This is a genomic window from Streptococcus sp. FSL R7-0248 (genome assembly GCF_037967965.1).
GTDB lineage: Bacteria > Bacillota > Bacilli > Lactobacillales > Streptococcaceae > Streptococcus.
In genome coordinates this window covers 1,311,744-1,338,295 of record NZ_CP150201.1, presented here as the reverse complement: position 1 = coordinate 1,338,295, position 26,552 = coordinate 1,311,744, and the positions used below count along the sequence as shown (strand labels likewise).

Here is a 26,552-nt window from a genome sequence, read left to right as displayed (position 1 = left end):
TCCAAAAAATGTTAAGGCCTCTCGTTCCTAGAAAAAGGAGTAATTATGTCTGAACCATTATTTTTACAATCTGTTATGCAAGAAAAAATCTGGGGTGGTACGCATTTACGTGATGTCTTTGGCTACGACATTCCAAGTGACCATGTCGGAGAGTACTGGGCTATTTCTGCTCACCCAAATGGTGTTTCTACTATTAAGAATGGTCGTTATGCCGGTCAAACTTTAGATGTTCTTTATGCAGAGCACCGTGAGTTATTTGGCAATCGTCAAGAACCTGTCTTCCCACTTTTGACTAAGATTTTGGATGCCAATGATTGGCTCAGTGTGCAGGTCCATCCAGATGATGCTTATGGACTTGAACATGAAGGTGAACTTGGTAAAACAGAGTGTTGGTATATCATTGCTGCTGAACCAGGTGCTGAAATTATTTATGGCCACAATGCCAAATCAAAAGAAGAACTGCGTCAGCAAATTGAAAGTAAGGATTGGGAAAATCTTTTGACTAAGGTTCCAGTTAAAGCAGGTGATTTCTTCTATGTGCCAAGTGGTACCATGCATGCTATTGGTGCAGGTATCTTAGTTCTTGAAACCCAACAGTCAAGTGACACAACCTACCGTGTGTATGACTTTGACCGTAAGGATGACCAGGGCAACCTGCGTGAGCTCCATCTGGAAAAATCTATCGATGTCCTAAATATTGGTGAACCTGCCAACAGTCGCCCAGTCACAACAAAAGTAGATGACCTCAAATCAACGCTTTTAGTAGCAAGTGATTTCTTCGCCGTTTATAAATGGGAGATTTCAGGTAAGGCTTATTTTGAAAAGACTGCAGATTACAGTTTGTTTAGTGTACTTGACGGTCAAGGAAGTCTCCTTGTTGATGGTCAAGAATATCCAATTGCAAAAGGAAGCCACTTCATTCTACCAAGCGATGTTCAAGCTTGGGAAATTCAGGGAGAGCTTGAATTGATTGTTAGTCATCCTTAATTAAACTATCAAACTAGACGAGATAAGAATCTTGTCTAGTTTTTTCGTACAATGATACAGAAAATTTGCAATTTTAAAAACCTTTCCTAATAAGTCTGAATAGCTTGAAGTTCCAAACTAATCATGTCATACTAAGTAAGTTGACTAAAATAGTAATAAACAAGTTATCTTTTTTGAGATGATATCTTGTTTGTCTTAGATCGGAGAAACTTATGTTAAAAAAAGGAGGCCTTACAGCTTTATTGTTGTTTGGTATGTTCTTTGGAGCCGGAAATCTGACCTTTCCGCCTCAGCTAGGCTTTGAATCTGGAGGTCATTTTTGGCCTGCGATTGCAGGGTTTGTCCTATCAGGTATTGGTATTGCCATCCTAACGCTGGTGATTGGGACCCTAAATCCTAAGGGGTACATTCATGAGATTTCACAAAAAATCTCGCCTAAGTTTGCCCTAGTCTATTTGGCAGTCCTTTATCTGTCTATTGGTCCTTTCTTTGCCATTCCTAGAACGGCAGCAGCAGCCTTTTCGATTGGCTTCTCGCCTTTGATTGGCAGTGGACATACCAGCCTTTGGCTCTTTGTCTTTACCGTAATCTACTTTGCTTTAGCACTTTGGATTGCCATGAACCCATCTAAAATTCTAGATAGTATTGGACGTATCTTAACACCTGTCTTTGCTATTATGATTGTTATGGTTATTGTGGCAGGAGCACTTAAATACGGTGCTCACAGTCCTCAGGTAGCTAGCCAAGCTTATCAAGCTTCTGCATTTGGTAAGGGATTCTTGGAAGGCTACAACACCTTGGATGCCTTAGCTTCTGTGGCCTTCAGTGTAGTGGCAGTAGTCACTCTCAACCAACTAGGCTTTAAATCTAAGAAAGAGTATATCTCTACCATTTGGGTCGTTGGTTTTGTAGTGACGCTTCTCTTTGGTGCTTTGTATTTGGGACTAGCCTTTTTGGGCAATCATTTCCCACTCCAAGTGGCAGGCCTACCAAAAGATGCCAATATTGGTGCTAGCGTCTTGTCACAAGCCACACAAGCTATCTTTGGACCAGCTGCTCAGATTTTCCTAGCTATCATGGTGACAGTGACTTGTTTCACAACAACTGCAGGACTTATCGTTGCGACAGGAGAATTCTTCCACAAGGCATTTCCGAAAGTATCCTACAAGGCTTACGCCATTCTCTTTACCTTGATTGGGTTTGCGATTGCCAACTTGGGACTTAACAATATCATTGCTTTCTCAGTGCCAGTGCTTTTGATTCTCTACCCAATCACGATTACGATTGTCATGATTGTGATTGCCAACAAGTTCGTGGCCTTGTCTAAACCTGGTATGCAGGTTACAGTTGCGGTAGTAACGCTGATTGCCTTGCTTAGCGTGCTTGGCAGCCAGTTCAAGCTTGCAGGACTGAATGCCCTCATTAACTTCCTACCATTGTCAGGAGCTTCCTTACCATGGTTGATACCAGCCATGTTGTGCATCCTCTTGTCTCTCATCTTACCAGATAAGATTAAGAGCGAAAGCTTTGAAATGGAATAAAAATACTAATCCTATCACATAATATGTGGTGGGATTTTTTTTGTCTCTCCAAGTCACCATAAGTGCGAAATCTTCTCAAAAGCGTTAAACTTAAGGCGTGGAGATGCAAGTATCTATTGAAGGGAGTGTTAAAAATGTCAAATCCTAATAATCATACTATTTATCTTGCTGGTGGCTGTTTCTGGGGTGTTGAGGAGTATTTCTCTCGTGTGTCAGGTGTGTTAGATGCTGTTTCGGGTTATGCTAATGGGCGTAGTGAGACGACTCGCTATGAACTTATTGGTCAGACGGGTCATGCTGAAACTGTTCAGGTGACTTATGATGCCAGCCAAGTGTCATTGCGAGAGATTTTGCTACATTACTTCCGTATTATCAATCCTATAAGCAAAAATAAACAGGGCAATGATGTGGGAACTCAGTACCGTACGGGTGTTTACTATACCGATGAAAATGACTTGCCAATTATCGAGCAAGTTTTCCAAGAAATGACTGAGCAATACGGCCAGCCTTTGGCGGTTGAATTGTTGCCTCTGAAGCACTTTATTCCTGCAGAGGATTACCATCAAGATTATCTCAAGAAGAATCCTAATGGCTACTGTCATATCAATGTCCATCAGGCAGCTAGTCCGGTCATTGATGCCAGTGCTTATCACAAGCCAAATCAGGAGGAGCTTAAGGAAAGCTTGAGTCCAGAAGCCTATGCTGTGACCCAGGAAAATGGAACGGAACGTGCCTTTACGAGTCCGCTTTGGAATCAGTTTGAGCCTGGAATTTACGTTGACGTGGTGACTGGCGAGCCACTCTTTTCATCCAAGGATAAGTTTGATTCAGCCTGTGGCTGGCCGAGTTTCTCTCGTCCTATTAGTCCTGAGGTAGCTAATTACAAGGAAGACCATTCTCACAATATGGATCGTATTGAGGTCCGTAGTCGTGTGGGTGATTCTCATCTTGGCCATGTCTTTCCAGATGGTCCAAGTGACAAGGGTGGTTTACGCTATTGTATCAATGGCGTAGCGACACGATTTGTGCCTAAAGCCGATATGGAAAAAGAAGGTTACGCCTACTTAATTGACCAAGTAGACTGATTATTCACTAGTATTAAGAGATTTTCTAGCAGAAGCTTATCATAAAATAAAAGGTTGGTACTGCTTGCTACCAGCCTCTTTTACCTGTAAAAGAATTTATTGAAAGCCCTTTAAAGCTAACATAACATGTTACCTAACCGTTCAGGACAAAAAAGTGACCTTTCATTACATTTTTTTACAATTTTATCCAATTTGTTTTACTTCGTATATAGAAAAAATAGTACACTATAATAGTGAGAAATCTGACAAGTGTAAATGTGTCCTTCTCCTTGGCTTTTGCTGGTTTTGGCGTCTGTAAACATTATTGTACTTTGTGTAATAATGAGTCTTCCCAACCTCCCAATATGATTTTATATGTCTTAACTTACCAAAACAAGACTAGCAAGAGAATACTAAGATATTTCCTTAAGAAGTAATGACAGCGCTTGTTAGATTTTGTGATAACATTCAGATAGTCCTAAGGACTATTTTATTGTGCTAAACCTTTTTGATGGAGATTATTATGGAATGGATGAATAAACTAATCATATTAATAGCCATTTGTGTCTTGTGGTTCTGGTCTTTTCTTTTACTTCCTAAAACAGGGGAGAAAGTAGTTTATCTTTATCATTTCCTAGCTCTGTGTGGTTTAGTCATGATTTATTTTGCCCTAGTTGATCCAGCTGGTCTCTGTGATACTTTTTTCAATATTAAACATCTATGTTTTCATTAATGAATCCAGTTTGGTAATAGGTCAGGAAAATCTGAATTTAATTAATCACTCATCAAAAGAAGCTTTCTGTGTATTGATAACAGTTTATCTGTTTTCAATATGCAGGAGTTTTTTTTCTATATTATCGAGATTTGGACATAGAAAAAGCAGTCGGAAAGACTGCTTCAGGTGTGTTACTGTTGTGATTCGTATCGTTTGACGATTCTATTTAAGCGCCATTGGTAACAGAGACCACTAACGATAAGACTGGCAATCAGGCCAATCCAGTAACTATAGGGACCAAGTCCAGTGACTTTTTCAAGCAAGAAGCCAACTGGGAGGGTGATGCCCCAGTAGGTTAGGACACCGAGATAAAAAGGTACCTTGGTATCTTTATAGCCACGCAGGATTCCTTGAAGCGGAGCCGCAAAGACATCTGCCACTTGGAAGAAGAGGCTATAGGTCATGAAAATGGCAGTCATTCTCAAAAAGTCAGGCTCATGCCCATAAAGTTCAGCCAAATCATAACGCAAGAAATAGAGGAAAATCAAGGTAAAGATAGAAAATCCTAGGGCTGTCAACCGTCCCAGCTTGCTGTAGCTCTTGACGGCATCCATGCGTCTGGCTCCAAATTCGTAGGAAATAATGATAGCCATGGCACTGGAAATGCTGAGAGGAAAGGCATACATGAGATTTGAGAAATTCATGGCCGCCTGGTGACTAGCAATCACTAGTGACGGATACTTAGACATAACCAGACCAACACCAGAGAAGATGGCGACTTCCGCAAAGACCGTTCCACCAATAGGGAGACCTAGTTTAAGGGCGTCAAGCAGAGCTGCTTTATCAAGGGGTTGAATCCTTTCAATGTGGTAGGGCTTAATCTTTTTATGCTTTCTGATAACCGAGATGGAAATAAGGAGAAGGGCCCAGTAAGCCAATGAAGTTCCAAGCCCAGCTCCAGCTCCCCCTAACTCTGGTAAACCAGCAATGCCATAGATGAGGAGGAAATTGAAGAAACCATTGAGGGGTAGGAGCAGAAGCATGAGGTACATGGAAAGGCGCGTGAGTCCAAGCGCATCAAGGAAGGAGCGAACCACGCTAAAGAGTAGGAGGGGAATAATACCAAGACTCAAAAAGCGTAAATAACCAAGGGCTACCTTTCTGACCAAAGGTTCTAAACCTAGATGGTTCAAAACCAAAGGTGCCCCCAGAAAAACAAGGGCAAAGAGGATAAGTGATAGACCCAAAGCCATATAAAGAAATTGATAGAAATCAGGTGCCACTCGGTCCTTGCGACCTGCCCCTAGATGGTGTCCGATAATAGGAACCAAGGCAGAGACGATACCTGTTAAAAAGGTGAAAAAAGGACTCCATAAACTCGTTGCCATGGCTACCCCCGCCAAGTGTAGGGTATCGTATTGACCAGTCATGGTAGTGTCCACAAAGGCTGCCGAGAAGTTGGCAAACTGATAAATCAGTATGGGCACAAAAATCTTGAAGAAAACAAGGAATCGCTCACGGAGAGAATGTGTTTCGTGCATTCTGTTTTCCTTTCTAAATTTTTCAAATTATATAATCATTGTACAACTGTTATCCAATAAAGTCTATAATTGACGGAAAGTTTGGTCCCATTCTCTCAAATTATCGTCATCTCCCATAAAAGCCAAGTAGTGGAGAATTTCTTTATGTATAGTCATTCCCATATTCTTATCGATAAATTTATAAAGGTATGCGGCTTTTAGTTCTTTAAGATAGAGTTTTTGTAACATGAAATAGTCTGGTAATTGAATAGTTTTTAGTTCGTTTATATAGTAGTCACTATCTTCTTGATTTCCGTAAAGAATGATTTGGAAAATACAACGACTGATAACTTCTAAAGTGATTCGATCTAAATTATTTCTAGGATTTTTATTGAGTATTGATAGGAATTCCTTAATGTAGATTTTTAGCGCATCTTCTGTGAAGATATCCTTTACCATATTCAGTAAATTAATATCGAGAAGTGTCCAAATATCAATCGAAAAGAAGTAGTTTTGAAGTTCTGTAGCAATATCTTGGTTAACTGAACGGTTTTGAAGTTTTGAAATCTGACAGTCAATACAAAGACTAATCAGATAATCACTATAATTGGTTTCTCCTAAAATGCGAAACTTTTCTGCGACTTGCTCCAGTGCTTCAAAGTCTAGATGATTTGAGGCTTGATTGAATTGATTAGCAAGTTTTATGTAGGTTTCGTCCACAAGATATTCTTGTCCGAAAAATTCATTATATTCGACTTTTAGATGTTTTAAAAGTTTGAAAAGAGTATCATTTGAGAGTGATGTTTTGTTATTTTCAAAGTCTGAAAGACTCGCTACAGATCCAGCTACTTGAGCGAGTCTCTGAATAGTGTATTTTCTCTGTTTTCGAATCTGTTTAAATTTTTGACCTTGTTCCATATAAAATTCCCTTATCGGATTTCCGAAATTTCAATAGTTGATACTATTAATAAACTAAAATAATAGTATCAAATTGAAGGAGGTAAAAGCAATGATTATTGAAAAAACTAAATCGGTTGCTGTGTCACTGCTTAGATTTATTAAGCTACTTCCTAAGAAGGAAATGGTACTTTATATCATTTTTGCGCTTCTTTATTCGTGTCAAGGCATTGTAATACCTATAATTATCCAGATGGCAGGTCATATAGATAGTAGTGATAGTCGGGATTTAATAGTTTTTACATTTTCGAGTATCTCTCTTTGGGTGGTTGTGTACGCTTTTATGTATATAGAGAATATTCTGCTTCGTTCTATTATTAGAGCGTTTAATGTAAGCCTATCAGAAAATATTTTAAAGAATCATGCTGCCTTTCCTAAAAACATATCCGATTCTGAGCTTTGCTCACTCTTGACACAAGATCTTGGAATTGTAGACCAGGAGTTCCTCCAATCTTTTCTTATCTCGCCAGTGTGGGGCGCCTCTGTCCTAGTATCTGTAATTTATCTGCTCAAACAAAATATTATTGTAGGTAGTCTTTTTACTGTAGGTGCCTTTCTGATGATTTTGCCTCAGTTTATATTTAAGAGAAAGTTAAAAGAGTCAGGAGAATTACTAAGTAGCTCAAAAGAGAAAAATTTAAGAGCTATTACAGACTTTGGTAAAGGGATTGAAACTATTATTTGCAACCAAGCAGAAAAAGAGAATGTAAAGCAAACTCTCATAACCCTTAGTGAGATGGAGACGACACAATTTAAGTATTATACACTTCATAATTTAGTTATGTTTTGGACAGGACCTCTGAAAGCTGTCGGCTTGATTGGACCATTTGTGATTGGTCTTGTCATGAAACAAAATTCAATTACTACACTTATTGCTATGATGTCTGCTTCAACATATCTTATTAACCCCTTACAACAGATTCTGGAGGCTATTGCAAGTATTCAATCAAGTCAAGTGATAAAAGATAAATTATTGACATTTGGAAGTGAGTCAGAAATTCCTTCAAAAGGGCTTCACATACATACTTTAGAAGAAATTCAGTTAAAAAACGTCACTAAATCTTATGATAATCAAGAGATTTTTCGAGATGTTACGGTTACTTTTTCATTGTCTCAGCATAATCTTATAGTTGGTGATAGTGGTATTGGAAAAACAACACTTTTTAGGTTAATATCAGGGCAAGATAAGGCATATAGTGGGAAAATCATTTTTAAAAGCATTGATGGAAGGGAGCTGACTCCAAATTTAGATAATATTGCAATTATTCATCAAAATCCCTATGTCTTTCATACAAGTGTGCGACATAATCTAACTCTTTATCAAGATTATTCTGACTCATTGCTCATTTCAACACTAAAAAAAGTTGGACTATGGGAGGCTTGTTGTCACCAATTAGACTATGAATTAACTGGAGATAACTTTTCAGGTGGTCAAATCATAAAACTTGAGATTGCACGTGCTATTTTGAGGGGCAAGCAGGTTTTACTTGCGGATGAGATGATGGCTTCTTTAGATGTAGCAAGTTCAAAAGAAATAAGTAATGTCCTGAAACAGTTGCCTAATAGCATTATTGAAATTGCCCATCATTACAATCTGGAAGATTATGATGCTGTCTATAGAATTGAAAATAAGTCAATCGTAAGAATTAAATAGCAAGAGCTACTTTCAGTAAAAGTTAGACAGATTAGTTGCTTAGTTTTTTCTTTTGCTTTACAACTTGAAGATTTTAATTTCAAAGAAAACACCTAAGTCAAGTGACTCAGGTGTTCTTGTGTTATTTTTCTTTTTTGTTATGGTTCAAAATGGCATTGAGGACGATGGCAAGCAAGCTTGCAACGACGATACCGTTTGAGAAGAACATTTGGAAAGCATTTGGTAGGCTGTTGAAGAGGTTGCTGCCGTTAAGACCAACCCCTGCAGCGATTGATACCGCAGCAATCAAGAAGTTGTGTTCGTTGTTGGCGAAATCAACACGCGCTAAGATTTGCATCCCTTGGATAGAAACAAAACCGAACATGACAAGCATAGCGCCACCAAGGACCGGGCTTGGGATGATTTGAGCCAAGGCACCAAACTTAGGAAGGAGTCCAAGAAGAACAAGGAAACCAGCCGCATAGTAGATTGGCAAGCGCGTCTTAATACCTGACAACTTCACAAGACCAACGTTTTGTGAAAAACCAGTGTATGGGAAGGTGTTGAAGAGTCCACCAAGGAGAACAGCCAAACCTTCAGCGCGGTAACCGTTACGAAGGCGAGTGCTATCGATTGGTTCTTTGGTAATATCAGAGAGGGCCAAGTAAACCCCAGTTGATTCAACCATAGACACAGTAGCGATAATACACATCATGATGATTGATGACAACTCAAACTTAGGCACCCCGAAGTAGAATGGTGTTGGCACGTGGACAATAGGTGCCGCAGCTACTGGTGAGAAGTCAACCAAGCCCATGCTTGCTGCGATAGCAGTACCGACAATCAAACCAATCAAGATTGAGATGGATTTGATAAATCCTTTAGTGAAAATATTAACTACAAGGATGATAAGAACGGTGATAGCAGCAAGGAAGAGGCTTTGACCAGTTGGTTTGTCAACATTGTTCCCCATATTTCCGATAGCCACAGGGATGAGGGTCAAACCAATAGTTGTGATAACTGATCCTGTAACGATAGAAGGGAAGAGATTGGCTACTTTTGAAAAGACACCAGAAACGAGGATAACATAAATCCCTGAAACGATAAGGGCACCAAACATAGCACCGCTACCGTGTTTCTCACCGATCATAATAAGTGGTGCCACTGACTGGAAGGCAACCCCGAGAACAACTGGAAGACCGATACCGAAGTATTTATTAAGTTGAAGTTGGAGGAAGGTTGCTACACCACACATGAAAATGTCGGTTGAAATCAAGTAGGTTAATTCATGAGCTGAATACCCCAAGGCTCCAGCAATCATGATTGGCACCAGGATTGATCCCGAGTACATGGCAAGTAGGTGTTGCAGTCCTAGGACCGCTGCCTGAGAGTGTTTCTCTTTGTTTTGCATTAGATGTCTGCCTCCTTAAATACGACCTGACCATTTTCAAAACGATCCAAACGAGCAAGTGAAACGACTGGATAGCCAGCTTCTTCCAGAAGGGCACGACCATCTTGGAAAGATTTCTCAATAACGATACCAACCGCTTCGACGTGTGCACCAGCTTCTTCGATGATTTGAATCAAGCCTTTGGCAGCTTGGCCGTTAGCTAGGAAGTCATCAACGATGAGGACCTTATCTTCAGGAGTGAGGAACTTGCTTGCGATAGAGACAGTGCTAGTCACCTGTTTAGTGAAAGAGTAGACCTCAGCAGTGAGGATCCCTTCATTCATGGTGATATTTTTAGCCTTCTTAGCAAAAATCATAGGGACATCCAAGGCCTCAGCAGCGTAGAGGGCTGGAGCAATACCAGATGCCTCGATAGTCACCACCTTGGTGATGCCTGCATCCTTGAACTTTTCAGCAAAGACCTTTCCAATCTCACGCATGAGGTCAAAGTCCACTTGGTGAGTGAGGAAAGAGTCAACTTTGAGGATGTTCTCCCCAAGGACATTCCCATCTTTGAGAATGCGGTCTTCCAGTAATTTCATATTACCTCCTATAAAAAATATAACTAAAGTGTATTTTGATTTTTCCCAGATTCTACTATGACTCTGACAAAGATCAAAACCATCGAATAACAGAAAAAGGCTTGCAAAGCAAGCCTTTAAAATCATAAAAAGACGGTAAAATCTTTTGATGACTTTCTGACTTACTCATTGTTAGGTGTTACGGCACCTTGTAGAAACGTCACGCCGATTCGTGACATAAATAAGTAATGTTCTCATTGTTCGATGAAGCTGTCGTTGGTTGATGATAAACCAACATCAACTCTATTATAATACTATATTTTCTTTGAAGACTCAAAGGATTTTTCCTATGAAAACGCACTATTTTAAAAGTTGGAAAATTCAATCTAACATTATTGTAAGATTTGCTGAGAATTGTAGTTTCTTATAGCATTTTTGTTATAATAGTGGGAAATGAAAGAGGTAGAGTTATGCATAAGATTTTATTAGTGGAGGACGACGAGGTTATCCGTCAACAAGTCAAAAAAATGCTAGAACAGTGGGGTTACGAAGTTGTTCTTGTTGAAGATTTCATGGAAGTATTATCTATTTTTGTAAAAGTAGAGCCCCACTTGGTTCTTATGGATATTGGTTTACCTCTATTCAACGGTTATCATTGGTGTCAGGAAATTCGTAAGGTCTCCAAGGTGCCTATTATGTTCTTGTCTTCCAGAGATCAGGCCATGGATATTGTTATGGCAATCAACATGGGTGGGGACGACTTTGTGACTAAACCTTTTGACCAAAATGTTCTCCTAGCAAAAATTCAAGGGCTTTTGCGTCGTTCTTATGAGTTTGGTAAGGATCAGAGTCTCTTGGAATATATGGGTGTGATTCTGAACCTTAAGGCCATGGATTTGGTTTATCAGGGAGAGGTCGTTTCTTTGACAAAGAATGAGTTTCAGATTTTACAAGTTCTTTTCGATCATGCTGGTAATATCGTTAGTCGGGAAGACCTGATGAAGGAGCTTTGGAATAGTGACTTCTTTATTGATGACAATACCTTGTCAGTTAATGTAGCTCGTTTACGTAAGAAGTTAGAGGCAGTGGGTTTGAAGGATTTTATTGAAACCAAGAAAGGTGTTGGCTACGGGTTGCGTCATGATGGGTAAGTGTCAATTTATCAAATACCATATTAGGTCTCGTCTGACTTTCTATCTTTTATTTGTCTTTAATGCAATCATATTGGTCTTATTTGCCTTTTTATTTGAAGAGGCGGCAGATATTCTTTATTACGCCTTGACCATAATGACATTTGTGACTATCATCATGGTTATTTGGGACTTGGTTAGGTCCTATCGCTCTTATAACTTAGCCTTTCTCTATGAGGAAATCACACCATCAAGTCCTTTAGAATTTTACCTAACCCAAACTTTGGAAAGTGCTAGGGAGAGCCAGATGTCTCAGACTGAGGAGGAGCGCAAGCGCTATACAGATTTGATGGACTACTATACGCTTTGGGTACATCAAATCAAGACGCCAATAGCAGCTAGTCAATTATTGCTTCGGGATATTACGGATAGTAAAACGAGGGCTCTCTTGGAGCAAGAGGTATTCAAGATTGATTCTTACACCAATTTGGTTTTGCAGTATTTACGTTTAGAGAATTTTCATGATGATTTGCAGCTGAGGCAGGTTGCATTAGACCCCTTGGTTAAAGAAGTTGTTAGAAAACATAGTCTATTCTTTATTCAAAAAGGGTTGACTATTAATTTACATGACTTGGATGTTATGGTCGTTTCAGATGAAAAATGGCTCTTGGTTATCATAGAGCAGGTCTTGTCAAATAGTTTGAAGTACACAAAAAGTGGTGGCATTGAAATTTACTTTAAAGATAATGGGCTTCATCTTAAAGATTCTGGGATTGGTATTAAAAATAGTGATATTCTACGGGTTTTTGAGCGTGGCTTTTCAGGTTACAATGGCCGACTGACCCAGCAATCCTCTGGGCTAGGACTGTATCTTTCTAAGAAAATTGCTGATCAGCTTGGACATGATATTAGTATTAGCTCCCAAGTAGGCCAAGGAACCACAGTCTCCATTCATTTTCAAAAGAAGAAGTTAGCCATTGATTGATAACTTACAAAAGTGTAAGAAATTAGACGACAAATGAAAGCAAGGGTTATGGTTTTGCCCCTGCTTTTTCTATAAAATGGTATCGAAGTTAAGTAAGAGATTCCTAAAATCTCTCCTAATTCTACTAATAAAGGAGCTTATTATGACATTACTAGATGTTCAACATGTTAAAAAAATTTATAAAACACGTTTCAAAGGAAATCAGGTTGAAGCCCTTAAAGATATCCATTTTACGGTTGAGAAGGGTGAGTATGTTGCTATTATGGGTGAGTCTGGTTCAGGAAAATCAACCCTGCTCAACATTCTTGCCATGCTTGATAAACCAACGTCAGGGCGTGTCTACCTTAATGGTATGGACACAGCAACTATTAAAAATAAGGATGCTTCCAGTTTCCGTCGTGAAAGATTAGGGTTTGTTTTCCAGGATTTCAATCTTTTAGATACCCTATCAGTTAAAGATAATATCCTGCTACCTTTGGTCCTTTCTCGACGCCCACTTAAGCAAATGATGACACAAGTTGAAGCTATCAGTCGTCAACTGGGAATTCATTCCTTGCTAGAGAAGTACCCTTATGAAATTTCAGGTGGTCAAAAGCAAAGGGTTGCAGTTGCGCGTGCGATCATCACTAAACCAGAAATCCTCTTAGCAGATGAGCCAACAGGCGCCTTGGATTCAAAATCTTCAGCGGCACTCTTGGATGTCTTTGAAACTATTAATGCCAGCGGTCAGACCATTCTTATGGTAACTCACTCAACAGCGGCCGCCAGTCGTGCGCAGCGTGTTTTGTTTATTAAGGATGGTATTCTTTATAATCAAATCTTCAAAGGGGATAAGTCTGAACATCAAATGTTCCAAGAAATTTCCGATACACTAACTACAATGGCAAGTGAGGTGAACTAATATGTTTCGTCTAACCAATAGACTGGCTTTGTCCAATCTCATAAAAAATCGTAAGCTTTACTATCCGTATACATTGGCAACTATTCTGGTTATTGCCATTACCTATATTTTTACATCTTTAACGCTTAATTCGCATCTGGATGACTTACCTGGGGCAGATGCTATCAAGATGGTTTTGGGGTTGGGACTTGGGATTGTCGCCCTATCCTCTGGGATTATTGTTCTTTATGCCAACAGCTTTGTCATGAAAAATCGTTCAAAGGAGCTTGGTCTCTATAGTGTGCTAGGCTTAGAGAAACGTCACCTCTTTAGCATGATTTTAAAAGAAACGATGATTATGGGTTTTGTGACTTTGCTTCTAGGTATAGGTGTAGGGGCGCTATTCGATAAACTCATTTATGCTTTTCTTCAAAGGCTTATCGGTGAAAGTACTGGTTTGGTTTCGACCTTTCAAGTAATGACAATTCCTATTGTTCTTGTCATCTTTGCTTGTATTTTTAGTTTGTTGGTTTTGGTAAATGGTTTCCGATTACTACGGCTTAATCCTTTACAATTAACTAAAGATGGCCTTAAGGGTGAGAAAAAAGGACGCTTCCTAGTTATTCAAACCCTTTTAGGACTTGGGACTATGGGATATGGTTACTATCTTGCTCTTTCTGTTCAGAATCCAGTAACGGCTATTATCAGTTTTTTCCTAGCTGTTTTACTGGTCATTTTAGGGACTTATCTTCTCTTTAACGCTGGGACAACAGTAGTTCTACAACTCTTGAAAAAGAAGAAAAGCTACTATTACAAGCCTAATAATATGATTTCCATTTCCAACCTTGTCTTTCGAATGAAGAAAAACGCAGTTGGGCTTGCTACCATTGCTATCCTCTCAAGTATGGTCCTGGTGACGCTTGTAGGTGCTGCAAGTATCTATGCTGGAAAAAAAGACTATTTGGCCAGTGCTGCTCCACATGAGTACTCAGTTACCGGAACGAATGTAGATGTAACAAGTACACAAAAGGTTATGGATGATTTCTTATCACAGTCGGGAAATCAGGTAAATAGAAAAACGGAAGTAACTTACCTCTACTTTGGTATCAAAGAACAAGAAAAAAACAAGCTAACCATCTTTTCTGAGAATGAAAGAAAAGTTCTACCAAAGTCAGTTTTTCTTGTCTTCTCACAAGCAACTTATAAGCAATTAACAGGTAAAGACCTCAATCTGACTTCAAATCAAGTTGGCTTATTTACTAAAAATAAAATATTGAAAGATCAAAAGAGTGTCTCTATCAATGGTCAAAACTACCAGATTCAGGAAAGCCTTAATGACTTTATTAAAGGTAAAGTACCTAATATCTTTACAACCATAGTTTCTGATTATAGCTACCTTGTCGTTCCTGATATGGATAATTTTAAAGAAAGTATCAAAGGAACAGCAACCACTCAATCTACTTATGTTGGTGTTAACGTCAAAGACCCTACACATGAAGCCAAGAAAAATTCAGATTTGCTAGACAAACTCACGGATAAAGAAACGCAACAGTTAGCTGGACAAACTACTGGTGTCCCTGGGCCTAACCTCACTGCTAATAGCCGATATGATGTAGAAGGGATGCTAAATGGCTTTGTTGGCGGAACCTTATTTATCGGTATTTTCTTATCCATTATCTTTATGCTTGGCACAGTTCTCGTGATTTACTATAAACAGATTTCTGAAGGTTATGAGGATCGTGAGCGCTTTGTTATTCTTCAAAAGATTGGGTTGGACGATCAACAAGTCAAGAAAACCATTCGTAAACAAGTTCTTACTGTCTTTTTCCTCCCTCTGATTTTTGCCTTTACACACTTAGCCTTTGCTTACCATATGATCAGTTTGATTGTGCGTGTTATTGGGGTTCTCAATCCAAATCTTATGTTAGTGGTCACTATTATTGTTTGTGGCGTCTTCTTCCTAGCCTATGTCTTGGTTTTCGCCCTAACGTCGCGTTCTTATCGTAGAATCGTATCGATGTAACTAACATAGAGTCTAGTTCAAGCTAGGCTCTATTTCTTTTATGCTATAATAGATGAAAGAATTATAAATCATCGGAGAAAACACATGTCACAGACTATTGATGTCAAACGTTACGAGGAATTGGCACGTCAAAAGCAGGGGGAGCACCGTAAATTTCTAGCACAACTCAAGAAGAAAGCCCCTAAAAATTTAGATAAGATTGTTCAGCAGGTACACAATGAAGTTTTTCAGGAGATTGATTGTGTCCAGTGTGCCAATTGTTGTAAGACACTAGGCCCAGACTTCACAGAGCAGGACATTACTCGTATTGCCAAGCATTTTCGCATGAAGTTACCTGCTTTCGAGGAGATGTACTTGCAAGTAGATGAGGATGGCGATAAGGTCTTCAAGTCCATGCCTTGTCCATTTTTGGGGCCTGATAATCTCTGTGACATCTATGATGTCCGCCCCAAGGCCTGTGCAGCCTTTCCTCACACAGACCGTAAGAAAATCTATCAGATCAATCATCTGACTATTAAAAATACGCTTTTCTGTCCAGCAGCCTACCTTTTTGTGGAAAAACTCAAGGATAGGATTTAGAAAGGAACTGTTATGAGACGCTTTAATGCAGGTGTTATCACCCTACTTATCATTGCTGCCTATTTTATCGCGACAGCCTTTATTCCAGATTTGTATTTGGCCTTTAATTATAAGTTGATTTTGGCCTTGCTTTTTGTGCTTTTGAGTTGGCAATCTAAGGGGAAATTTCTCTTTTTCTTGGGAATGGCTTTTCTATCAACCTATATTCATGACCTCTTTAGATTGGACTATTCAGAATGGACCCTGTTTGTAGGGATTCTTATCTTGGGAATTGCGGTGGACCGTTTGAGCAAGCCAAGTTATAAAAAGAACTTCTCTTACAAGGTTTCTAAAGAACATGAGCGAGAGATTTTTGCTAAGACCTTATTTTCAGAGTCTGTTCAGGTGGTGACTTCACAAAACCTCGAAACTGTCTATGCCAATGCCGATTTTGGACGTTTGACTTTAGATTTGCGTCAGGCTCAGTTTATGACGGACCGACCTCAGATTGTGGTTCAGGCCAATTTTTCTCATGTTGTCATTCGAGTACCTAAGGATTGGCAAGTGGATACACATGGGCTTCATACAAGCCTAGCAGGAGTGAAAGGCTATGATAGTCTGGGAGAGCGAGACTTGTCTAGCACGACAGTTTCTCTAACAGGCTCAGTAACCTTTGGACAAGTAACTGTCAAACATTGAAAATGATGAAAGGGCGAAAGCTCTTTTTTTCTTGCAATTCCTTCTTATATATTATTGAATACGCTTACAAATAGTGCTATACTGATAGTGAAAATAATTGGAAATTTGCAATCATTTACTAGAAGGGAGTCTCCTTATGAAACGGTTTAATGCTCGGGCCTTCTTGTTGCTTTTACTAGCAGCTTGTTTTATCGCCAGTGCCTTTATTCCAGATTTTTGGATCATGGTCAATTATAATCTGGTTTTCTTCGTGGCCTTTTTTTGTTTTGGTATCTTGAATAGGCGACCGCTCCTCATTTTTCTTGGTTTGGCCTTCTTATCACCCTATGTTCATGACTTATTAGACCTCGATTTTGCACAGTGGAATCTCTTTAGTGGTATCTTTCTGATAGGTTTGGCCTTAGAGTTTCTCTATGGCAATAGGCAAAAGAAGGGTCTCACTAAAGACTATAAGGTCAATAAGAACGACCAAGAAGGACCACATATTTCTGTTAAGACATATATGGCTGAGGATAGGTATCGCATCTATTCTCAAGAAGTCGAAACGGTTGATATGAATATGGCTTTCGGTGAGCTGTGGCTGGATTTGAGTCAAGCCAGCTTTGCATCAAGTCAGGTAGCAGTTCATCTTGATGCTAAGTTTGGTGAAGTTCATATTCGACTTCCTCATGCTTGTGTCATGGACACCACTGGAATCTCACATCCCCTATCATCTGTAAAGGTGGATCGTTTTGAATCTGATTTAGAACAAGTTGAAACAAGGCTTCATCTGAGCGGAAGTCTCTTCTGCACTGAGCTGGAAGTGGTGTATTAAGGGAGTCCAATGATATCAGCTCTATTGTCAATTAGCATGGTTCCTATACAAAAGAAAGGAAATCACAGGTATGAGTGAAACGGTTATTCAAGTCACATCCCTTGGAAAACGCATCAAGGGAAAGACCATTTTAGAGGATATTAGTTTTGAGATAAATCAGGGAGATTGTGTCGCCTTGATTGGACCTAATGGGGCGGGTAAGACTGTCCTGATGTCTTGTATTCTTGGAGATAAAAAGCCCAGCAGTGGTCAGGTCCTCATTGATGGTAAGACAGGTAAGGCCAAAAATAAAATTGCGGTTCTCCTTCAGGAAAATACCATTCCAAATAGTTTGAAAGTGGAAGAGCTGATTGCCTTCTTCCAATCTATTTCTGATAATCCCTTGACCAATCAAGAGGTTCAGGAACTCCTGCAATTTAAGGAAGACCAGTACCAACAGTTTGCGGACAAACTCTCAGGTGGGCAAAGACGTCTTCTGGCTTTCGTCCTTTGTTTGATTGATAAACCTAAAATCCTCTTTTTGGACGAACCGACAGCGGGTATGGATACCTCGACTCGTCAGCGTTTCTGGGAGATTGTCAATGACTTGAAAAAAGCTGGGACAACTATCCTCTATTCCTCTCACTATATCGAAGAAGTGGAGCATACAGCTGACCGTATCTTAGTCCTCCATCAAGGGAAACTTATCAGAGATACCACGCCATACGCTATGCGACACGAAGAGAAAGAGAAGCAGGTCACTCTGCCAAGTAGCTTTGTTAGCATTGTTCACGGACTGCCGGACATCTATGAGATTACTGAGAAGAGAGATGTCATTAGCTTCATGACCAAAGATATCGAAAAGGTATGGCAAAGTCTTGAAGAAGCGGGCTGTGGAATTTCTGATATTGAAATCCAAAATAAAACACTCTTGGATAGCCTATTTGATTCAACAAGGGAGGACAAGGCATGAAAGCATTACTAAAAATTGAATGGATAAAAACGTGGCGAACCTGGCCAGTCTTTATCATGGGAATCGGGATACCCGTCGGATTTTTCCTCCTTTTTTCAAGTATTTTCTCAGCGCCTACTCCAGAAGCCCAAAAAGAGTTTTTGCTATCTTATATGTTAACCATGACTGGCTTTTCTATGTCTAGTTTTGGTTTGTTCACCTTTCCCTATATGTTACAAGAGGATCGAATTGAACACTGGTTGACCTATATCGAGCACTCAAAGGTTAGTATCGCAGCTTATTATCTTTCTAAAATTTTTCGTGTGCTTCTAAACTTTATGGTTGCTATCATTGTGACCTTTTGTGTAGGTACCTTTTTCCGAGATGTAGAGATGCCATTCTTTAGATGGCTAGGATCAGGTGCTCTTTTACTTCTATCAAGCTTGGTCTTTTTGGCCTTTGGCTTGCTTATCGCTCAGATTAAATCTCAACAAATCATGTCTCTTGTAGCTAATATTATTTACCTTGTCTTGCCTATAGTGAGTGGTTCATGGGTTCCTATTTCCATGTTCCCTAAGTGGGTTCAGAGTATCTCTGAGTGGACACCTGTCTATCATGTCAATGAATTGGTCGTTAATTTTGCTATCAATGGGAAATTTTCATGGAAATCACTTTTGTTTATTTTGGCTTATACGGCAGTATCAATAGTGCTTGCACTCTTTATCAAGTCTCATAGAGAAAGTGATCGAGGTTAAAGGAGAAATAATGGATATTTGGCAGAAAATGTATGAAAAGGCTCAAGCCTTGTATCAGCCACAGGAAGTCTCAGACTTTGTCTATGCTAGACATGTTGTGGCTGCCGTTGAGTCTGAAGATGGGCAAATTTTCACGGGCTTTTGTATGGAAGGGACGTGTGGTATTTTCCATCTATGTGCCGAAAGAGCTGCCCTTTTCAATATGTATCAAGAAACTGGTCAAAATAAGGTTAGGCGAATTATCGCCTTTCGTGACCAGCCGCCTCATGGTGGACCGTCTGGCATGCCTTGTGGGGCCTGTCGAGAATTTCTAATGGAACTGCATCCTGATAATCGTAACTTGGAGTTTATGGTTGACTACGAAACACGTCAAACCATTACTTTGGGAGAATTGTTGCCACTGTGGTGGGGAGAAGAACGGGCTCAACAATTTGAAGAAAAGTCGCAAGACAAGGCTTAAGGTTTATAGAAATCACAAAATCCTCGCATGTTAAGTGTGAGGATTTATTTTCTGAAATTAATTTCAGAAAATTCGAAATTTACCTTGAAATTCAAAGTGAAAGTGCTATACTATTCTGTGAAAATAGAAAGAAGGTTTCATTATGGAGTCACTTGTATCTTTTAGTAAATGGCTCAGCAAATGGTTTACTGTAGCTGTTATCCTCTGGGCGGCCTTTAACTATGCCCTTCCCGCAACTAGTAGTTGGGTCATTCCCAATACGGCTTATCTGCTTGGTTTGATTCTTTTTGGTATGGGGCTTACCTTGACCACAGAAGATTTTAAACGTATTGCTAAGCGTCCAATTCCAGTTGTTCTTGGGACTGTAGCTCACTATGTCATCATGCCTGGTTTGGCTTGGTTGCTTTGTATGATTTTCCATCTGAAAGGTGCGACAGCAGCAGGGGTTATCCTTGTTGGCTCTTGTCCAAGTGGGACTTCATCGAGTGTTATGGCCTTCCTTTCAGGTGGGGATATTGCCTTGGATGTCTCTATTGAAACCCTCTCAACTCTCTTGGCACCACTCATGATTCCAACCCTCTTGTCATTCTTGGCTGGTCAGTACGTGAGTGTCCCTGCACAAAGTCTCTTCCTAAGTACCTTGCGTATCGTGGTTGTCCCTATTATCTTGGGTGTGCTCGTTCATTCAATCTTTGGTAAGAAAATCGATGCCATTATCAAGATTATGCCTTTGATTTCACAAGCCGCCATTCTCTTGATTGTTGGAGCAGTTGTTTCTGCCAACCATGCCAATATTTTCACAGCAGCGACAGCCCTTGTTATCCCAGTTGTTATGCTTCATAACCTTTGTGGTTATGCGCTTGGTTTTGGATTTTCAAAAATCCTTGGTTTGGAAGAACCACAACAAAAAGCCATTACTTTCGAAGTGGGGATGCAAGACTCAAGTCTTGGAGCAACCCTTGCCATGAAATATTTCGTGCCACAAGCTGCCATCCCATCAACTATCTTTAGTATTTGGCACAATATCTCAGGTTCTATCCTCTCATCATGGTGGAAGAACCATTCAAAAAATAGTCATTAAGATAAATGAAAAGCTGACCTTGGGTTGGCTTTTATTTTTTAATAAATAATCTTTTCTGAGACTGTCCTTAGGTGATGATGGACGTCAGCGAACGTCAAGGAAGTTCCATACCCAAGCTTAGAGTATAAGGTCTCGATATTTCTGAACCTCTGAAGTTTAAGTTCTTAGGGGGGGTATCATAGCGGAAAGTCTCAGTTATACTCACGTCGTTCATAAAAAAGAATGTTATGTCATTCTTTGCAGACTTTCTTAGTTCATGGCGTATTTGAAAACGTTTATTTACCACTTGAAGCTGACCTAGGGTCGGCTTTTTTACGTCACATGACAAATGTCATGTCATGTCATGACATCTGGTGCTAAAAAGAGAATGACCAAAAAGATATACTTTAGTCATAACTTAGAAATAATAAAAAACGAAAGAGGTCATCTCATGAAAATCAAAACATCTTACCTTATCTACGCTGTCATCGGAACTGTCTTTGCTGGACTTAGCATGTTTACTGACATCTTTGAAAAAGGGAACTTTGAAGCTATCTTCTCAAATCTGGGCATGATTATTGGCTTGTCTATCTCAGCCTACATTCTCATCACTATGGCTAAAAGTTTTATCGACCTTGTCATTAAAGAATTGAAAAACTAGGAGTCCCAGCATGAAACTATTGAAAATACTAAGCATCTTGCTCCTAGCGGTAATTTGGACCATCCTCTTTGCTTATGTCCTACTTCATGGTAGTAATGATATTCTCTACAGTGTCATGGGTGTGTCTGTTGCAGCTTGTTATGTTTTTCTAGCCTTCTACCAAAAGAAAGGAAATCACAAACATGAGTGAAACAATCCTTCAAGTCACAAATCTTGTTAAAAAAATCAAAGGGAAAACGATTTTAGACCATATTAGCTTTGAGGTAGGACAAGGCGATTGTCTTGCCTTAATTGGTCCCAATGGTGCTGGTAAAACGACCTTAATGTCCTGCATTCTTGGTGATAAGAAAGCCAGTAGCGGTCAAGTCTTTATCAAGGGCAAAACGGGTAAAGCACAAGATCAAATTGCGGTCCTTCTCCAAGAAAATACCATTCCTTCACAATTAAGAGTTAGGGAACTGATTACTTTTTTCCAAGATATTTCTGAAAATGGGTTATCTAAAGTAGAGATTCAAGCACTCTTACAATTCAAAGACGATCAGTATCAGCAGTTTGCGAACAAACTCTCAGGGGGACAAAAACGTCTTCTTGCCTTTGTCCTCTGTCTAATTGGCAAGCCTGATATTCTCTTTTTAGATGAGCCGACAGCAGGGATGGACACTACGACACGCCAACGTTTCTGGGAAATCATCAATGATCTGAAAAAGTCAGGTGTGACTATTCTTTATTCGTCCCACTATATCGAAGAAGTCGAGCACACAGCTGACCGCATTTTGGTCCTTCATCAGGGGAGACTCATCAGGGATACTACGCCACACGCTATGCGTAGCGAAGAAAAGGAAAAACAAGTCACCTTACCAAGTCGCTTTGCGCCAAGTCTTGACAAACTGGCAGCCATTTATGATGTGACTGAAAAACGTGATGTTGTAACCTTTATGACTAAAGATATTGAAAGTGTATGGAATAGTTTACAAGCTCACGGCTGTCGCATTTCTGACATTGAAATTCAAAACAAAACACTTTTAGATAGCTTATTTGATAGCACAAGGGAGGACAAGTCATGAAAGCACTACTTAAAATCGAATGGATAAAAACATGGCGCAGTTGGCCCGTCTTTATCATGTCTATCGGAATGCCCGTCGGATTTTTCCTCTTGTATTCAGGTATGGAAATGAGTCCTGACCCAGAGTCACAAAAAGCCTTTATCTTGTCTTATATGTTGACGATGACAGGATTCTCTATGTCCAGCTTTGGTTTCTTTACCTTTCCCTACATGCTTAGAGAGGATCAAACGGAGCATTGGCTAACCTACATCGAACATTCAAAAATCAGTATTCAGGCCTATTACCTCTCTAAAATCTTCCGAGTTCTTATGAACTTTATGGTTGCTATCATCGTAACTTTCTGTGTGGGAGCTTTTGTGCGTGATGTTAAGATGCCATTATCACATTGGCTCGGTTCAGGCGCTCTTTTACTCTTGTCAAGTCTAGTTTTCCTCTCCTTTGGCTTACTCCTAGCCCAAATTAAGTCCCAACAAATCATGGCTATCGTCGGAAATATCGTCTTTCTTGGACTTGCTATTATCGGTGGTTCTTGGATGCCAGTTACCATGTTTCCAATATGGGTTCAGCACATTTCTGAGTGGACACCCATCTATCATATTAATCAGTTGGTAGTCAATTTCGCAAAAAAAGGGGAATTTTCATGGAAATCACTCATTTTTATCTTGGTCTATGCTACAATAGCTACAGGCTTAGCCCTTTTTATCAAATCTTACAGAGAAAGTGACCATGTTTAGAACATACCAGAAAAATGATTTTGCTTATTTTGTTAGTCTGATTTTCCTAGTCTTCCCGATCTTAGGAGTTTTTGGTGGGTATTTTCCAGTTTGGACTTTAGTTTTGACGGGTCTGTTTACCATCGCTTATCTCCTTATGGTGTATTTGAAACAAGCCTATAGCAAGTGGATTCCCTTTCTGTGGTTTTACACTCTAGCTTACATTATCTTTATGTCCATGACCTTCCAGGGTGGCATGATGTGGTTTGTTTTTTTCAACGTCAATCTTCTCGTTTGGCGCTTTGAGGATAGCATATCATCTTATCGATTCTTTTCCTTTCTAGTGACCCTCTTGATTTTGACGTCATCATCCTTCCTATTGACAGACGATTTGAGTACCCACCTCATGTCTATGGCTATTACCTTATTTTCTTTGGGAATGTACTATTTTCAAAACCGTATACGTCAGGAGAGAAAGATGGAAGAGGCCCTTGCGGAGCAGAATCGGACCATTAATATCCTGTCAGCTGAAAATGAGCGCAATCGTATCGGTCGTGATTTGCACGATACCTTAGGACATACCTTTGCCATGATGAGTCTTAAAACCGAGTTGGCTCTGAAACAGATGGACAAGGAGCAGTATGAAGCTGCTAGAAAGAATCTGGAAGAATTGAACCAGATTAGCCGAGACTCCATGTACGAGGTGCGTGAGATTGTCAATAAGCTCAAATACCGAACGTTGGCAGAGGAGTTACTGGAACTCGAGCGACTCTTTGACCTATCAGATATCGTCTTGACCGTGGATAGTAGCCTTGACTTAGACAGCCTGTCACCTGTTAGCCAGTCGACCTTGTCCATGGTGCTTCGTGAACTGGCCAATAATGTCATCAAACATAGCCAGGCTGATAGCTGTCAGATTCGTCTAAGACGTGATCATGGTATTGTCCTTGAGTTTGAGGATGATGGTTGTGGCTTTGAGGAAGTCACTGGACAAGAACTACACAGTATCAGAGAGCGCCTGAGTTTGGTAGATGGAGACTTGGAAATTGTGTCTCAATCGCATCCAACAATCATTCGTGTGCATTTGAAAGAGGGAGGAAAAGCATGAAATTATTAGTTGCCGAAGACCAGTCAATGTTGAGGGATGCCCTCTGCCAACTCCTCATGCTGGAGGACGATGTTGAAGAGGTCCATGCGGCCAGTGATGGCCAAGAAGCCATTGCCCTCTTGGAAAAAGAAGAGGTCGACGTAGCCATTTTAGACATTGAAATGCCAATCAAGACAGGACTTGATGTCCTGGAGTGGATCCGTGCCAATCAAAGTGAAACGAAGGTTGTTATTGTGACCACCTTCAAACGAAAAGGCTATTTTAAACGAGCCCTTGCAGCCCAGGTGGATGCCTACGTGCTCAAAGAACGTTCCATCAGTGACCTCATGGCGACCATCCATACCGTCCTAGCAGGACAAAAGGAGTACTCGCCAGAGCTAGTTGAAGGTGTTGCCTTTGACAATAATCCACTCAGCCAACGCGAACAAGAAGTCTTGGCCATGGTGGCTCAAGGTTCAACCAACCAAGAAATCGCAGAAAGTCTCTTTCTCTCAAACGGAACCGTCCGAAATTACATGACAGCTATCCTGACCAAACTTGATGCAGGCAACCGAACAGAAGCCGTCCGCATTGCCAAAGAAAAAGACTGGTTGGGATGAGGAGAAGTTTATAAAAGAAATTTTATTAATTAAAGGTCACCATATGGTGGCTTTTTTCATGCCGTCACGATATAGAAAGTATTTTGCATTTTTTCCAATATTTTGCTTTATAATAGTGCTATAATTGTAGATGATAATTTTGTCAATTCTAATAACAACGTTTGGAAGATAAGGAGACAACAAATGGTAGTTTCTGAAAAACGAATTGAAGACCTAAAAGGGTTAAAATTTAATGTTCCTTCATATCAAAGGGGATATCGCTGGACTGAACATGAGGTTACAACTCTTTTAGAAGACCTCTATACACATAGTAAACAAAACAGAGATTATAAGTACTGTTTGCAGCCCTTGATTGTTAAGAAAGTTTCAGATAATACTTATGATGTCGTTGATGGTCAACAGAGGCTAACAACGATCTTTATTTTTTTGAAATTTATGTCTGCTGAATTTAGTAGTGGCCGTAGAAGAAGTAATCAATATGATTACTTTGAGTTGGTTTATGAAACAAGAGAACAGAGTGCTAAATATTTAAAAGAATTAAATTTTGATACTTATCAACAAATCGAGGATTATGATATTGATGCACATCATATCAGTAAAGCTTTTGCTGCTATTGATAAATGGGTGGAACGAGAAGATATTAATTCGGATAATGCTTTACACGATATTTATCAAGTCTTAACAGAGGCTGTGTTCTTTATTTGGTATGAAATTGATGAGACAGAAGACCCTATAAAACTATTTACCAAAGTTAACTTAGGTAAGATTCCTTTGACTAATGCTGAGCTCATTAAAGCTTTATTGTTAGATAAAACTAATTATGATTCTGAAAATGATAGTGAAAGGATACATAGGGGGATAGCTTGGGATAAAATTGAACATAAACTTCAAGAGGAATCATTTTGGAAGTTCCTTACAAATAGTGAGAAATATGTCACTAGAATAGATCTTTTGTTTAACCTGCTTGAACATCGTACTTTAGAAATACCTCAAAATGATATTTACTCAACTTTCTACACAATCTACGCAAAATATCAAAATGCCGAAAATAAACCGACTTTTATAAGTAACTACTGGAATGAAATCGACTTATTATTTGATGAATTAACTAACTGGTACAGGGACCTAAATAGATACCATTTAATCGGCTATCTATTATCGGTTGACGCTAAGAAAATTGAAGAGGTCTTTGAAGCTACTAGAGGGATGAAAAAGTCGGAAGCTTTTTCTAAATTAAAAGACCTTGCTTATAAAACTCTTGCGGGTGATATAGATTCTATAGAAGAACTTTCCTATGGTACTAAAAATAAAACTATCAAATCTACTCTTTTACTGTTTAATCTCGTTACTTTGATTAATAAGAGTGAAAAACAATATCGATTTCCTTTTGATATTTATAAGAAAGAGAAATGGGATATCGAGCATATTCATGCTACGGCTGATGAGACTGCTGAAGCTGATGATAGTCTAGCTAATTTAACTTTGCTAGACGCTAATACGAATCGATCTTATGGAAATAGTCCGTTTGATCAAAAACGAAGAATTATTATTGAGGTTGATGCAGAAGGGAAATTTGTACCTGTTTGTACGCGTAATGTGTTTTTGAAAGTCTATAGCAATGAGGTAGATGGACTTGATGACTGGACTGAAAAGGATAAAGACAGTTATATTCAAGCGATAAAACAGGAATTTAACCAATTTTTTGGAGATTATGAGGAGTAGTC

The 26,552-nt window shown here is 39.5% G+C and carries 26 protein-coding genes and 1 riboswitch; of the genes, 22 read left to right on the top strand and 4 right to left on the bottom strand.

What is annotated here, in order from left to right; translation table 11 throughout:
- Window positions 1–45 precede the first annotated feature (45 nt).
- The 3 genes from manA (at window position 46) to msrB (ending at window position 3,613) form a co-directional block, all read left to right on the top strand.
- Entirely contained in the window at window positions 46–987 is a 942-nt protein-coding gene (gene manA / locus NYE32_RS06380) for a mannose-6-phosphate isomerase, class I (protein WP_013990384.1), read from the top strand.
- 212 nt (window positions 988–1,199) lie between these two features.
- The gene (brnQ, locus tag NYE32_RS06375) at window positions 1,200–2,528 is read left to right on the top strand and encodes a branched-chain amino acid transport system II carrier protein (protein ID WP_339156890.1); all 1,329 of its coding nucleotides are present in this window, start codon (window positions 1,200–1,202) and stop codon (window positions 2,526–2,528) included.
- A gap of 134 nt (window positions 2,529–2,662) precedes the next feature.
- On the top strand, window positions 2,663–3,613 hold the full coding sequence (gene msrB, locus NYE32_RS06370; protein WP_339156888.1) for a peptide-methionine (R)-S-oxide reductase MsrB: 951 nt from the start codon (window positions 2,663–2,665) through the stop codon (window positions 3,611–3,613).
- 885 nt (window positions 3,614–4,498) lie between these two features.
- On the opposite strand, the gene NYE32_RS06365 is transcribed toward msrB, so the two are convergent.
- Together NYE32_RS06365 and NYE32_RS06360 are read right to left on the bottom strand one after the other, a co-directional pair.
- Complete coding sequence (locus NYE32_RS06365; RefSeq protein ID WP_002891247.1) at window positions 4,499–5,848, bottom strand: MATE family efflux transporter; 1,350 nt, start codon at window positions 5,846–5,848, stop codon at window positions 4,499–4,501.
- 63 nt (window positions 5,849–5,911) lie between these two features.
- The gene (locus NYE32_RS06360; protein WP_037601006.1) at window positions 5,912–6,745 is read right to left on the bottom strand and encodes an Rgg/GadR/MutR family transcriptional regulator; all 834 of its coding nucleotides are present in this window, start codon (window positions 6,743–6,745) and stop codon (window positions 5,912–5,914) included.
- Window positions 6,746–6,836: 91 nt separating this feature from the next.
- Between NYE32_RS06360 and NYE32_RS06355 the strand changes: the two genes are divergently transcribed.
- Entirely contained in the window at window positions 6,837–8,438 is a 1,602-nt protein-coding gene (locus tag NYE32_RS06355; protein WP_080611932.1) for an ABC transporter ATP-binding protein, read from the top strand.
- Between the two features lie 121 nt (window positions 8,439–8,559).
- Here the strand turns inward: NYE32_RS06355 and NYE32_RS06350 are convergent, their stop codons facing one another.
- The gene (locus NYE32_RS06350; protein WP_080611933.1) at window positions 8,560–9,828 is read right to left on the bottom strand and encodes a nucleobase:cation symporter-2 family protein; all 1,269 of its coding nucleotides are present in this window, start codon (window positions 9,826–9,828) and stop codon (window positions 8,560–8,562) included.
- Window positions 9,828–10,409: a xanthine phosphoribosyltransferase gene (locus NYE32_RS06345; RefSeq protein ID WP_004182304.1), complete on the bottom strand. Its 582-nt coding sequence runs from the start codon at window positions 10,407–10,409 to the stop codon at window positions 9,828–9,830. Before NYE32_RS06345 ends, NYE32_RS06350 begins: the two co-directional genes overlap by 1 nt.
- A 148-nt stretch (window positions 10,410–10,557) precedes the next feature.
- Window positions 10,558–10,653: riboswitch (purine riboswitch) on the bottom strand.
- 205 nt (window positions 10,654–10,858) lie between these two features.
- Between NYE32_RS06345 and NYE32_RS06340 the strand changes: the two genes are divergently transcribed.
- The 18 genes from NYE32_RS06340 (at window position 10,859) to NYE32_RS06255 (ending at window position 26,550) form a co-directional block, all read left to right on the top strand.
- The gene (locus tag NYE32_RS06340) at window positions 10,859–11,539 is read left to right on the top strand and encodes a response regulator transcription factor (protein ID WP_004182305.1); all 681 of its coding nucleotides are present in this window, start codon (window positions 10,859–10,861) and stop codon (window positions 11,537–11,539) included.
- Complete coding sequence (locus NYE32_RS06335) at window positions 11,529–12,503, top strand: sensor histidine kinase (protein WP_080611934.1); 975 nt, start codon at window positions 11,529–11,531, stop codon at window positions 12,501–12,503. Before NYE32_RS06340 ends, NYE32_RS06335 begins: the two co-directional genes overlap by 11 nt.
- Window positions 12,504–12,645: 142 nt before the next feature.
- Window positions 12,646–13,404: an ABC transporter ATP-binding protein gene (locus tag NYE32_RS06330; protein WP_080611935.1), complete on the top strand. Its 759-nt coding sequence runs from the start codon at window positions 12,646–12,648 to the stop codon at window positions 13,402–13,404.
- 1 nt (window position 13,405) lies between these two features.
- The gene (locus NYE32_RS06325) at window positions 13,406–15,406 is read left to right on the top strand and encodes an ABC transporter permease (protein ID WP_037602162.1); all 2,001 of its coding nucleotides are present in this window, start codon (window positions 13,406–13,408) and stop codon (window positions 15,404–15,406) included.
- A gap of 84 nt (window positions 15,407–15,490) precedes the next feature.
- Window positions 15,491–15,985, top strand: a complete 495-nt coding sequence (locus tag NYE32_RS06320) for a YkgJ family cysteine cluster protein (RefSeq protein ID WP_004182309.1) — start codon at window positions 15,491–15,493, stop codon at window positions 15,983–15,985.
- Between the two features lie 12 nt (window positions 15,986–15,997).
- Entirely contained in the window at window positions 15,998–16,663 is a 666-nt protein-coding gene (locus NYE32_RS06315) for a hypothetical protein (protein WP_339156887.1), read from the top strand.
- A gap of 136 nt (window positions 16,664–16,799) precedes the next feature.
- Window positions 16,800–17,477 carry a hypothetical protein gene (locus tag NYE32_RS06310; RefSeq protein ID WP_156685348.1) on the top strand — a complete coding sequence of 226 codons (678 nt, stop codon included), beginning with the start codon at window positions 16,800–16,802 and terminating at the stop codon, window positions 17,475–17,477.
- 70 nt (window positions 17,478–17,547) lie between these two features.
- A complete protein-coding gene (locus NYE32_RS06305; RefSeq protein ID WP_021143962.1) occupies window positions 17,548–18,429 on the top strand; it encodes an ABC transporter ATP-binding protein in 882 nt (293 codons plus the stop codon).
- Entirely contained in the window at window positions 18,426–19,163 is a 738-nt protein-coding gene (locus NYE32_RS06300; protein ID WP_021143963.1) for an ABC transporter permease, read from the top strand. Before NYE32_RS06305 ends, NYE32_RS06300 begins: the two co-directional genes overlap by 4 nt.
- 10 nt (window positions 19,164–19,173) lie before the next feature.
- Window positions 19,174–19,623, top strand: a complete 450-nt coding sequence (locus tag NYE32_RS06295) for a cytidine deaminase (RefSeq protein ID WP_021143964.1) — start codon at window positions 19,174–19,176, stop codon at window positions 19,621–19,623.
- A gap of 142 nt (window positions 19,624–19,765) precedes the next feature.
- Complete coding sequence (locus NYE32_RS06290; protein ID WP_156685349.1) at window positions 19,766–20,704, top strand: bile acid:sodium symporter family protein; 939 nt, start codon at window positions 19,766–19,768, stop codon at window positions 20,702–20,704.
- Between the two features lie 430 nt (window positions 20,705–21,134).
- Window positions 21,135–21,344 (top strand): hypothetical protein, encoded by a 210-nt coding sequence (locus NYE32_RS06285; RefSeq protein WP_014632978.1) that lies wholly within the window; start codon window positions 21,135–21,137, stop codon window positions 21,342–21,344.
- 10 nt (window positions 21,345–21,354) lie between these two features.
- The gene (locus NYE32_RS06280; RefSeq protein WP_339156886.1) at window positions 21,355–21,534 is read left to right on the top strand and encodes a hypothetical protein; all 180 of its coding nucleotides are present in this window, start codon (window positions 21,355–21,357) and stop codon (window positions 21,532–21,534) included.
- The gene (locus tag NYE32_RS06275) at window positions 21,527–22,408 is read left to right on the top strand and encodes an ABC transporter ATP-binding protein (RefSeq protein WP_037600931.1); all 882 of its coding nucleotides are present in this window, start codon (window positions 21,527–21,529) and stop codon (window positions 22,406–22,408) included. The genes NYE32_RS06280 and NYE32_RS06275 overlap by 8 nt, the downstream gene beginning before the upstream one ends.
- Window positions 22,405–23,142, top strand: coding sequence for an ABC transporter permease (locus NYE32_RS06270; protein WP_037600926.1), 738 nt, complete (start codon window positions 22,405–22,407; stop codon window positions 23,140–23,142). The genes NYE32_RS06275 and NYE32_RS06270 overlap by 4 nt, the downstream gene beginning before the upstream one ends.
- A complete protein-coding gene (locus tag NYE32_RS06265) occupies window positions 23,135–24,229 on the top strand; it encodes a sensor histidine kinase (RefSeq protein WP_339156885.1) in 1,095 nt (364 codons plus the stop codon). The genes NYE32_RS06270 and NYE32_RS06265 overlap by 8 nt, the downstream gene beginning before the upstream one ends.
- Window positions 24,226–24,828, top strand: a complete 603-nt coding sequence (locus tag NYE32_RS06260) for a response regulator transcription factor (protein WP_038676257.1) — start codon at window positions 24,226–24,228, stop codon at window positions 24,826–24,828. The genes NYE32_RS06265 and NYE32_RS06260 overlap by 4 nt, the downstream gene beginning before the upstream one ends.
- A gap of 183 nt (window positions 24,829–25,011) precedes the next feature.
- Window positions 25,012–26,550 carry a DUF262 domain-containing protein gene (locus NYE32_RS06255; protein ID WP_070438193.1) on the top strand — a complete coding sequence of 513 codons (1,539 nt, stop codon included), beginning with the start codon at window positions 25,012–25,014 and terminating at the stop codon, window positions 26,548–26,550.
- Window positions 26,551–26,552 lie beyond the last annotated feature (2 nt).

Bases quoted from the DNA above. Each gene is read 5' to 3' on its own strand.
- manA (WP_013990384.1), top strand. From the start codon at position 46: ATGTCTGAACCATTATTTTTACAATCTGTTATGCAAGAAAAAATCTGG.
- brnQ (WP_339156890.1), top strand. From the start codon at position 1,200: ATGTTAAAAAAAGGAGGCCTTACAGCTTTATTGTTGTTTGGTATGTTC.
- msrB (WP_339156888.1), top strand. From the start codon at position 2,663: ATGTCAAATCCTAATAATCATACTATTTATCTTGCTGGTGGCTGTTTC.
- NYE32_RS06365 (WP_002891247.1), bottom strand. From the start codon at position 5,848: ATGCACGAAACACATTCTCTCCGTGAGCGATTCCTTGTTTTCTTCAAG.
- NYE32_RS06360 (WP_037601006.1), bottom strand. From the start codon at position 6,745: ATGGAACAAGGTCAAAAATTTAAACAGATTCGAAAACAGAGAAAATAC.
- NYE32_RS06355 (WP_080611932.1), top strand. From the start codon at position 6,837: ATGATTATTGAAAAAACTAAATCGGTTGCTGTGTCACTGCTTAGATTT.
- NYE32_RS06350 (WP_080611933.1), bottom strand. From the start codon at position 9,828: ATGCAAAACAAAGAGAAACACTCTCAGGCAGCGGTCCTAGGACTGCAA.
- NYE32_RS06345 (WP_004182304.1), bottom strand. From the start codon at position 10,409: ATGAAATTACTGGAAGACCGCATTCTCAAAGATGGGAATGTCCTTGGG.
- NYE32_RS06340 (WP_004182305.1), top strand. From the start codon at position 10,859: ATGCATAAGATTTTATTAGTGGAGGACGACGAGGTTATCCGTCAACAA.
- NYE32_RS06335 (WP_080611934.1), top strand. From the start codon at position 11,529: ATGATGGGTAAGTGTCAATTTATCAAATACCATATTAGGTCTCGTCTG.
- NYE32_RS06330 (WP_080611935.1), top strand. From the start codon at position 12,646: ATGACATTACTAGATGTTCAACATGTTAAAAAAATTTATAAAACACGT.
- NYE32_RS06325 (WP_037602162.1), top strand. From the start codon at position 13,406: ATGTTTCGTCTAACCAATAGACTGGCTTTGTCCAATCTCATAAAAAAT.
- NYE32_RS06320 (WP_004182309.1), top strand. From the start codon at position 15,491: ATGTCACAGACTATTGATGTCAAACGTTACGAGGAATTGGCACGTCAA.
- NYE32_RS06315 (WP_339156887.1), top strand. From the start codon at position 15,998: ATGAGACGCTTTAATGCAGGTGTTATCACCCTACTTATCATTGCTGCC.
- NYE32_RS06310 (WP_156685348.1), top strand. From the start codon at position 16,800: ATGAAACGGTTTAATGCTCGGGCCTTCTTGTTGCTTTTACTAGCAGCT.
- NYE32_RS06305 (WP_021143962.1), top strand. From the start codon at position 17,548: ATGAGTGAAACGGTTATTCAAGTCACATCCCTTGGAAAACGCATCAAG.
- NYE32_RS06300 (WP_021143963.1), top strand. From the start codon at position 18,426: ATGAAAGCATTACTAAAAATTGAATGGATAAAAACGTGGCGAACCTGG.
- NYE32_RS06295 (WP_021143964.1), top strand. From the start codon at position 19,174: ATGGATATTTGGCAGAAAATGTATGAAAAGGCTCAAGCCTTGTATCAG.
- NYE32_RS06290 (WP_156685349.1), top strand. From the start codon at position 19,766: ATGGAGTCACTTGTATCTTTTAGTAAATGGCTCAGCAAATGGTTTACT.
- NYE32_RS06285 (WP_014632978.1), top strand. From the start codon at position 21,135: ATGAAAATCAAAACATCTTACCTTATCTACGCTGTCATCGGAACTGTC.
- NYE32_RS06280 (WP_339156886.1), top strand. From the start codon at position 21,355: ATGAAACTATTGAAAATACTAAGCATCTTGCTCCTAGCGGTAATTTGG.
- NYE32_RS06275 (WP_037600931.1), top strand. From the start codon at position 21,527: ATGAGTGAAACAATCCTTCAAGTCACAAATCTTGTTAAAAAAATCAAA.
- NYE32_RS06270 (WP_037600926.1), top strand. From the start codon at position 22,405: ATGAAAGCACTACTTAAAATCGAATGGATAAAAACATGGCGCAGTTGG.
- NYE32_RS06265 (WP_339156885.1), top strand. From the start codon at position 23,135: ATGTTTAGAACATACCAGAAAAATGATTTTGCTTATTTTGTTAGTCTG.
- NYE32_RS06260 (WP_038676257.1), top strand. From the start codon at position 24,226: ATGAAATTATTAGTTGCCGAAGACCAGTCAATGTTGAGGGATGCCCTC.
- NYE32_RS06255 (WP_070438193.1), top strand. From the start codon at position 25,012: ATGGTAGTTTCTGAAAAACGAATTGAAGACCTAAAAGGGTTAAAATTT.